Below are 7,658 nucleotides of genomic sequence, written 5' to 3'. Positions count from 1 at the left end.
GTACGAACAAGCATTTAAGAAAATTGTTTTAAGTAAAAAACGATAGTGAAAAATAAACGCTCAACATTCTTTTATTGAGCGTCTATAAAACGGTTTTTCCCCTTTTCGTTTCACGAAATTAATCTGAGCTAATTGGTCAAACTGGAATGTACGATATAAAATCTAATGTATCCATTTAGTGCAATTTGTGGCCTAAAACTGGTTCTGTCGAATCTAAACAACCTGACAAGCTTAAGCCAACTGTTTTACCTGCTAAGCAGGCTGAAACGACGTTGAGTATTTGATATAAAGAGTGATGACGGCGTGGCCATAGTAGATGACCTAAGTAGGGTAAATCATCATGAAAAAGAATTCTGTTATTCACAAACCCTTCTCACTGTTACCGCATTTGTTATCTTAATTTAGGGTAGAAAATGTTTAGCTCATTAGCACGAAATGAACGATTTAAAATTGCTCATCTGTTCGAAGAACATAGATCAAATATCTTGATAAATTCTATTTTAGAGGGGCATTTAGGTACTGTCATAGTCGACAATCCAGATACACCATCTTTAGCTCAGTTGGCGTATGCAGATATTATTATTTTTGGTGGAAATGCAAACCACCCTATGGTGGAAAAATTAATTCTGGATTTACCAGTTAAAAAAGATATTTTGCCGTTACCACAAGGTTGGGAGGAGATAATTAGAAAAATTCATGGGGATAATATTGCATCATTCAAGCGTTTTTCATTTTCTGCAAAAAGTTTAGATTTAGAGTACCTACAGGGCATTATACAAACCTTACCTATCGAGTTTGAATTAAAAAGAATAGATATTGGGCTTGCAAAAGAAATCACTCTACTTAAACACTCGGAATATCAATACCACATAAAAAATTTTCCTTCAGTTGAATATTTTATAGATTATGGCTTGGGGTTTTGCGTTGTATCAAAAAATGGTCAAATTATAAGCGCGTGCTCTTCATACGCGTTTAGTAACCAAGGTATTGAAATTCAAGTAAATACTCACCAAGATTTTAGACGTCAAGGACTAGCCCAAGTAGTTTGCGCAGCGTTAATTGCCCACTGTCTTAATCAAGATATTGAGCCTCATTGGAGTACTATAAAAATGGAGTCGCGAAAATTAGCAGAAAAACTTGGTTACACATACAAAGATACATATGAAGTTCTAGTTCGCAGCCAGTAGGATTCCGTAGCAACGTTTATTCATGACATGCAGGCAACTACCTCTAGACACACTTATCCTACGAGAGCATAAAATCTCTCGCGGGCTGTTTCAGCTACGATGCAACTTTTCTCTGACAGCGGAGTTTCCTGCTCTTCTATCATTTAAAATGTAAATTTGTCGAAGGACAATAAGATTGATCATATACAATGAAGTTTGTGTGTTTTTTAGGCGTTCTAGAACATCAAACTAACACGCTTCTGCCCCTTTTTTGAACAAGTGTATGTAAAATAACACCAATTCATCAAAGGGGTAATTGTTGCGAATGAACTAATAGTACCCTCTCCAGAGCAACTCACTGCTCTAGATTTAGCATTTACAAAGCCTGCTCGTAATTTAACCAAGTTACGTGGGAAGAATATTCACCGTTTTGTTAGCGCAAAGATGGGAACGAGGATTACGGTAGAGTCTGCTCTAGAATGTGATGCTTGCTATCATTTTGACTTTGAGCCAAGCATTGTTAGGTTTTGCGCTCAGCCGATTAGATTTCCATATTTTATCGACGGAAAGCGTCACACCGATGTTCCTGACTTTCCGGTTCAATTTGATACTCATGAATTTGTGTTTTACGAAGTAAAGTCTGACTATGCCACCGCCAAATCAGATTTTGATCTTGAATGGGATTCAACAGTTCAAGCTGCGTCCGAATTGGGTTTGGAATTGGAGCTCGTTGAAGAGAGTGATATGAGAGATGAAATTATATTAAAAAATCTCAAGCTCATGCATCGATACGCATCAAAAGGAGACTTGAAGGCTCCGTTGCAAAGTTTCTCAGCCAGCAAAGTGTCCTGCTCTTCTATCGTTTAAAAGGTAAATTCACTTTCAATCAGACGCACTTCTGCCAAAGGGCCACGACCATGCAGCCAGAACCTAAACTGACCTTTTCTAAACATCCTCATCACCTCAAATCCTTTGATCGTCGCGTACGCTGTCTTCATCGATTGAAAACCACGAACTGGGTTGATGAGCCGCTTGAGTTTACCATGATCGGGCTCTATCCGGTTGTTTAAGTATTTGACCTGCCGCTGCTTGATGTGTTTTTCACAGACTCAGTCCTTTTGCAAATTGGCCATTGCTGGCGCGTAAGATTTATCTCCATCGGTGTTCAACGTCTTCAGATGATTGTAAGGCTTTGTGCTACTCAGAGCTTTACCTAGAAAGCGTTTCGTGGCTTTTTGACTTCGAGTTCGAGAGAGGTAAAAATCGACGGTATCCCCTTCTTTGGTGATAGCTCGATACAAATAGGTCCACTGGCCATTTACTTTGACATAGGTTCCATCCACCTGCCAGCTAGAGCTGTATACCGGTTTCCATCGTCAGCGTAATCGCCTCTCTATTTTTGGCGCATACCTCTAAACCCAACGATATAGGATCGTGTGATTGACAGTGACATCAGGCTCTAACAGCATTTCCGCCAATTCTCGATAGCTGACGCCATATTTACAGTACCACCGAACGGCCCAAAGAATGATATCACCAGTGAAATGACGACGTTTGAAATCTGACATAAGGCCTCCAACGGCTGATATTTCTATTCAGTGTGGTTCAATGATTAAACTTTGCAACGGAGCCATAACGTACGTACCCCCGGGCATATCCGGGGGGCGGGGAATCTACCAAAGTGTCCAATTTTATTAAAGCAGAACATTGCTTAGATCTAGGAAATTTTAATCAATTAATAGAGGTTCCCTAATAATCATGATATTGCCCACTTTCTATCATAGCTTTCTCCAATAGTTTATATAGGTTGGAGCCCACTTTTAATTGAGAACCAAATCTACTCTCTAAAAAGCTACTTTTTGGTGTAATAGACATATAATAATTAATTGCAGTAAATAATTTACCTGAATCCCTTCGAGCAATTATATCCCCTAGCATAAAACTAGCATATTTTGAACTTTTACTTTGATTAAACTTGAAAGCCTTATTATACAAATCCAATTGCCTAGATATCAAATCATTAAAATAATTATCATTCAATACATTATCCTGACCAATAACATATTCTACTATTATTTCTGGATAACTTTGATTACTTCCAGTAATCATGTATTCATTATTAGCACCGGATATTTTCCAAAAATCATTATTATTACCTCTAGACATAACAGAATCATACCCTTTTTCTTTTGCTTGCAGATAATTTATTTTTCTGAATCCTTTTCTTTTAGATGTTTTAGGTACTAGTGCATTAAATACATGAGGGAACATTTTTGTTTTCCCTAGACATACTCTAGATATTAATGTTGTTTTAGGATATTTTCTTCCTGATTCATCTCTACAAAAACAACGATAATCAGCGCAAAAAGGACAAGTTGCATATATCATAACCTTAGAAAAATTATCTGAAAAATAAGTTCCTTGACCTAGTGTTCCATATCCATTTTTTTTCTTCATTCCTAAATCAGGTCTAAATCCACCTCCAGCAATTAAATTTGTAACTGCAACTGAAGTTCCATGAAAAAGAAGTAGTTCGCCATTATTACCATTTAAGACAGGAAGACAAAAATCTGGATATTTTGTATCATGTAAGAATTCATTTTGAAATTTTGTAGACATTATAGTTTTATTTAAATTAATATCCAAATTATTATTAAACCTTACAAAATCTTTATATCTCCTCATATTATCATGGTTAACTATCACTTTTAGATATCTAATTGATATATTGGATGATTCTGGTGGTTTAACATCTTCCTTACCTTCTTTTAACCGTCTAATCATCCTTGACTTTTGCATTTCATTAGATTCGCTGTTATTCAAAACGTTGGATGCATACTTCATTCTAGTTTTAGCAGCTTTTGTATCAACGACTTTTCGAGAAGAAATATTATTATTAATTAGTTTCTCTATGTATTTTGTAAAATGATGATTAGCATCCAATTTATAATACTTATATTTTCCATCTTTTGAAGTTTTTAATGATGAACCTAACATAGACCAGTACATAGGTTCATCATTATCTAGATAGCGTTGATAGTCTAAAATCATAAAACCTCCATTTAGTTAATATTGAGCTCAACCTCACTCCTTCAAATAAATCGCAACAGCCTGAGGCGTGCCGGGTTTATCGGAAAGCGTTTGACTTGAGTCTCTCTATATTTTATCCAAAAATTACGCTTAATAAAATGGATAATAATCTAGTTTTGGGCTGAGGTTAATGTGACGTATTCTGTAGTCGGGTTATAATTTGTAAATCCAGCTGATAGTAAATCATTACCATCAATATATGCAGATGTACTGTTTGGAAAATAAATATTTCCTTGAATGTAAAAGTCGATATGATTAGTATTTTTTCTATATAATACACCTTCTACATTTTAAGCTAAGATTTTATTAAAAAATAATTACTTAGAATTATATTAAACTGGTTAAATGTAACCTAAATTAATTTATACTTACTTAGTAAAATAATCACGATTAAGAAATGTTTTTAAAGTTATAAATTATTAAATAACTAAGTAATGAAACTAACCTTGATTTTGAACAATTTTAAAGATTTTCATGATGGTTTTTTAGTTCTTGAGCCTAAAATCGAAATAAAAAAGTAGAAACCCGAATAGAAAGATTTCTACTTAAAAAGTTCCACACTATGGAGTGATCGATTGTCAGTAAATTAATGTTAATAAGGATTCTAATGTCTACAACATCACATTAACAATTCACCCGATAATAAACTGAAAAGCGTTTTGTTTTGAGAGCTGGTTGAAATTCAATCAGCCAAAAATGAGTGGACCATTCCAAAAATAAAACTAATAAAAATTATTAAATATTATAGGTTTAAGTCGAGTTTTCTCTTAACCCATATTTTTCAATACGTCCCTTGTGTTGTAAAGATATATCAAATTGTTACATATTTTCTGGGTAATATTAACGAGTGTTTTTATGGGTCAGGGTATTTGTAAGAGCGCGACAACTGCAACATTAAAAGGCTTCTTTTGCTTAAGGTTTGTCAACCAAGCTCCAAAATATCGTTCCGCTGATGAATCTCGCCAAAGAACCGAACGAGCTGCATGGATGAATAGCTCACGTAAGTCTGTGTTCCCGCGCTTGGATATACCCAGCATTTTGGGTTTACCTCCTGTTGTATATTGGTACGGAACTAAGCCAATCCAGGCAGCAAAGTTCCTTCCATTGGATAAGTCGTGAGGACTGTCCACCACAGATAAGCAACATGCTGCTGTCATGGGACCAACACCAGGTATACTCTGCAATAAGTTATTTAACTCATTGTTTTTATTTAATTCCAATAGTTTTTCTTCTTGTTGTTTAATCCATTGATTCAAAAGGTTGTAGTAATCTGTCTGCTGCCTAAGTTCAAGAATTAGGAGTGGGTGGGATAGATTCCTGCTGATTAGCTAGCCATTGGAACAGGTTTTTCATGTGATGGTGACCTCTAGGGAAACTGATCCCAAACTCGAGAAGAAGAGAGCCAATACGAGTCATACAAGCGGTTCGCTCTTTGATATAGCCAGCTCGAATTTTTCTAACGACTATAACAAGTTGTGCTTGCTCGCTTTTTGGAGAAACAAACCTCATTTTGGGCCTCAATGCTGCCTCAGCTATTGCGTCTGCATCAATGAAGTCATTTTTATTTGTTTTTATATAAGGTTTTACGTATTGAGAGGGAAGTAATTTAACTTGATGGCCATATTCCTGGCATTTTCTAGCAAACCAATGACATCCTCCACAAGCTTCCATTGCCACTACTACTGGCTCATGGACAGAAAGTAGTTGAAGTGTTTTTTGTCTAGTTAGCTTTTTTCGAAAAGTTTCATGGCCTAATAAGTCATGTCCAACAAGATGAAAAACATGTTTGGCTAAATCGATACCGATAATGTGTGTATTACTCATGATGGTCACCTTTCCCTTAATCGATACTATCGAGTTTAGTGGAATGGAGGGGCTTACCATCTTATTAGCTTCTCAGGCATTCCATTTACTTTCAAAATAGTCAAATTATTATATCTAAGGTAAAGTGTTTAATAGTAGGCCACTGATATACTACAAAGTTGATCCAGTGGCTAATACTCACAAGCTAGGTGGGGTTTAACAAGCAATAGCTCGTCATTTGCGCTCTCCTTTTCTCATCAATTTTTTCTGTACAGATGACTTTCGAGTGTACTCATCCCATTTGCCATTGGAAAAGCATATCGTTGGTAAAAGGTACTTCCAGAAACTCGAGCATACAAACCTAATGCTAAAGACTCGGTTGAAACGATTGGTTCGAAAAACAATAGGCTTTTCAAAATCCGAGTCGGTGCATGATAAAGTGATCGGAACATTCATTGAACGAGAGTTTTATAAGTAGTTCAACAGGAGGCATCACTAACGATCAGCAGTAAAGTAGAGATGAAATTAACAAAAAGTGCATAATGAAGTCTCCAAGTTTACTTGACCGTTACAATGTAGATCTTTATAACATATTTAGAAGTTATTTTTTTATAAAATCATATGTTTAGAGTTTTTCCTTCAAGGGTAAAACCATGTCCCACGCAACGGAATGTCAAAGACATCTTGACAGTCTAGGCTCTCAATGCGCCAAGACAGACAGCATTATTGACGAAAGGGTTCGATACCATTCGCCTCATCTTTTCGGTGAGAGATTGGTAGATCAAGCTCCGAATCTTTGCCGCATGGTTTATGAACAACGCCCACCGGAAGTAAAAAAGCAGCAACGCACGGTCACCATTGTGCCCCGTGATGCGCATTCCTTGTATTTAGCCGACGCTCCATATAAACCTCCGCCAAGGTGCGGACCCTCCATCTCCACCAAAACGACGTCGCGCCCCGTGTCGGCGGGTATCACACGAACAGCATGAAGCGTTTAGCATTTACGATATTTAGAGGATCTTTATTATGCCAGCCACCGATGATATCTCCTCCATTGATGAGTTTCCCTTGCATCCGGCTCAATATAACGTATGGGTCGATCAACACGTGCACCCAACCAGCTCCCAATACAACATTGGTATTTACAAACGTATTGATTTCGAGGTTGAATTTGATGTCTTCGAACAAGCTTGGCAAGACGTTGTTGCTCGCTGTGACGCACTGAGGTTACAAGTGGTAGTGAATGAAGAAGGTGAGCCCAAACAACGCGTGGTGCCTATCGAGCAGATCAAGGTTGATATTGCCCACCTCGACTTTACGAGCGAAGACGACGCGCCTAGGGCTGCATACGCTTGGATGTGCTCTCAATACGGCGCCGTTTTTAATATTGAGGCCGGGGAGCGCTATCAAGTGGCGTGGCTTCACCTAGCTGACAACTGTTATTACCTGTTTTTTCGTTTTCATCACCTCTTTGTCGATGGGGTGAGTCTACGACTACATGCATTAGTGTGGGAGGCGTATTTTGCTTTACTACAAGGCAAGGTGGCGGGGATGTCTGCCGTGCCCGAGTGGCGACCTATTGCGGAAAAGGCGCACCGA

5 protein-coding genes and 3 pseudogenes are annotated in these 7,658 nt (G+C 37.4%); 4 read left to right on the top strand and 4 right to left on the bottom strand.

Translation table 11 applies throughout. The features are described from left to right. Positions 1-175: 175 nt before the first annotated feature. The gene (locus ACM2FC_RS23275; protein ID WP_498483424.1) at positions 176-364 is read right to left on the bottom strand and encodes a hypothetical protein; all 189 of its coding nucleotides are present in this window, start codon (positions 362-364) and stop codon (positions 176-178) included. Positions 365-413: 49 nt separating this feature from the next. Here ACM2FC_RS23275 and ACM2FC_RS23270 point away from each other — a divergent pair, with 49 nt between their 5' ends. Both ACM2FC_RS23270 and ACM2FC_RS23265 read left to right on the top strand, forming a co-directional pair. After that, entirely contained in the window at positions 414-1,187 is a 774-nt protein-coding gene (locus ACM2FC_RS23270; protein ID WP_498483423.1) for a GNAT family N-acetyltransferase, read from the top strand. A gap of 423 nt (positions 1,188-1,610) precedes the next feature. Then, the gene (locus ACM2FC_RS23265) at positions 1,611-2,033 is read left to right on the top strand and encodes a hypothetical protein (RefSeq protein WP_498483422.1); all 423 of its coding nucleotides are present in this window, start codon (positions 1,611-1,613) and stop codon (positions 2,031-2,033) included. Here ACM2FC_RS23265 and ACM2FC_RS23260 read toward each other — a convergent pair. From ACM2FC_RS23260 to ACM2FC_RS23250, 3 genes and pseudogenes are all read right to left on the bottom strand, one after another. Next, a pseudogene (locus tag ACM2FC_RS23260) lies at positions 2,030-2,734 on the bottom strand (IS6 family transposase). The gene ACM2FC_RS23265 and the pseudogene ACM2FC_RS23260 overlap by 4 nt on opposite strands. A 181-nt stretch (positions 2,735-2,915) precedes the next feature. Further along, complete coding sequence (locus ACM2FC_RS23255; protein ID WP_498483421.1) at positions 2,916-4,217, bottom strand: PARP domain-containing protein; 1,302 nt, start codon at positions 4,215-4,217, stop codon at positions 2,916-2,918. Positions 4,218-5,131: 914 nt separating this feature from the next. Further along, positions 5,132-6,080: pseudogene (locus ACM2FC_RS23250) on the bottom strand (IS110 family RNA-guided transposase); the annotation flags it as partial. Positions 6,081-6,291: 211 nt separating this feature from the next. Between ACM2FC_RS23250 and ACM2FC_RS23245 the strand changes: the two are divergent. Beyond that, positions 6,292-6,537 (top strand): annotated as a pseudogene (locus ACM2FC_RS23245) (IS1 family transposase); the annotation flags it as partial. Positions 6,538-7,127: 590 nt separating this feature from the next. Further along, a partial coding sequence (locus ACM2FC_RS23240; protein ID WP_498483420.1) for a condensation domain-containing protein occupies positions 7,128-7,658 on the top strand: 531 nt, incomplete at its 3' end.

The organism is Vibrio sp. A37, assembly GCF_059777565.1.
Note: the sequence above shows the minus strand (reverse complement) of the source record. Positions and strands in the feature narration are given on the sequence as shown.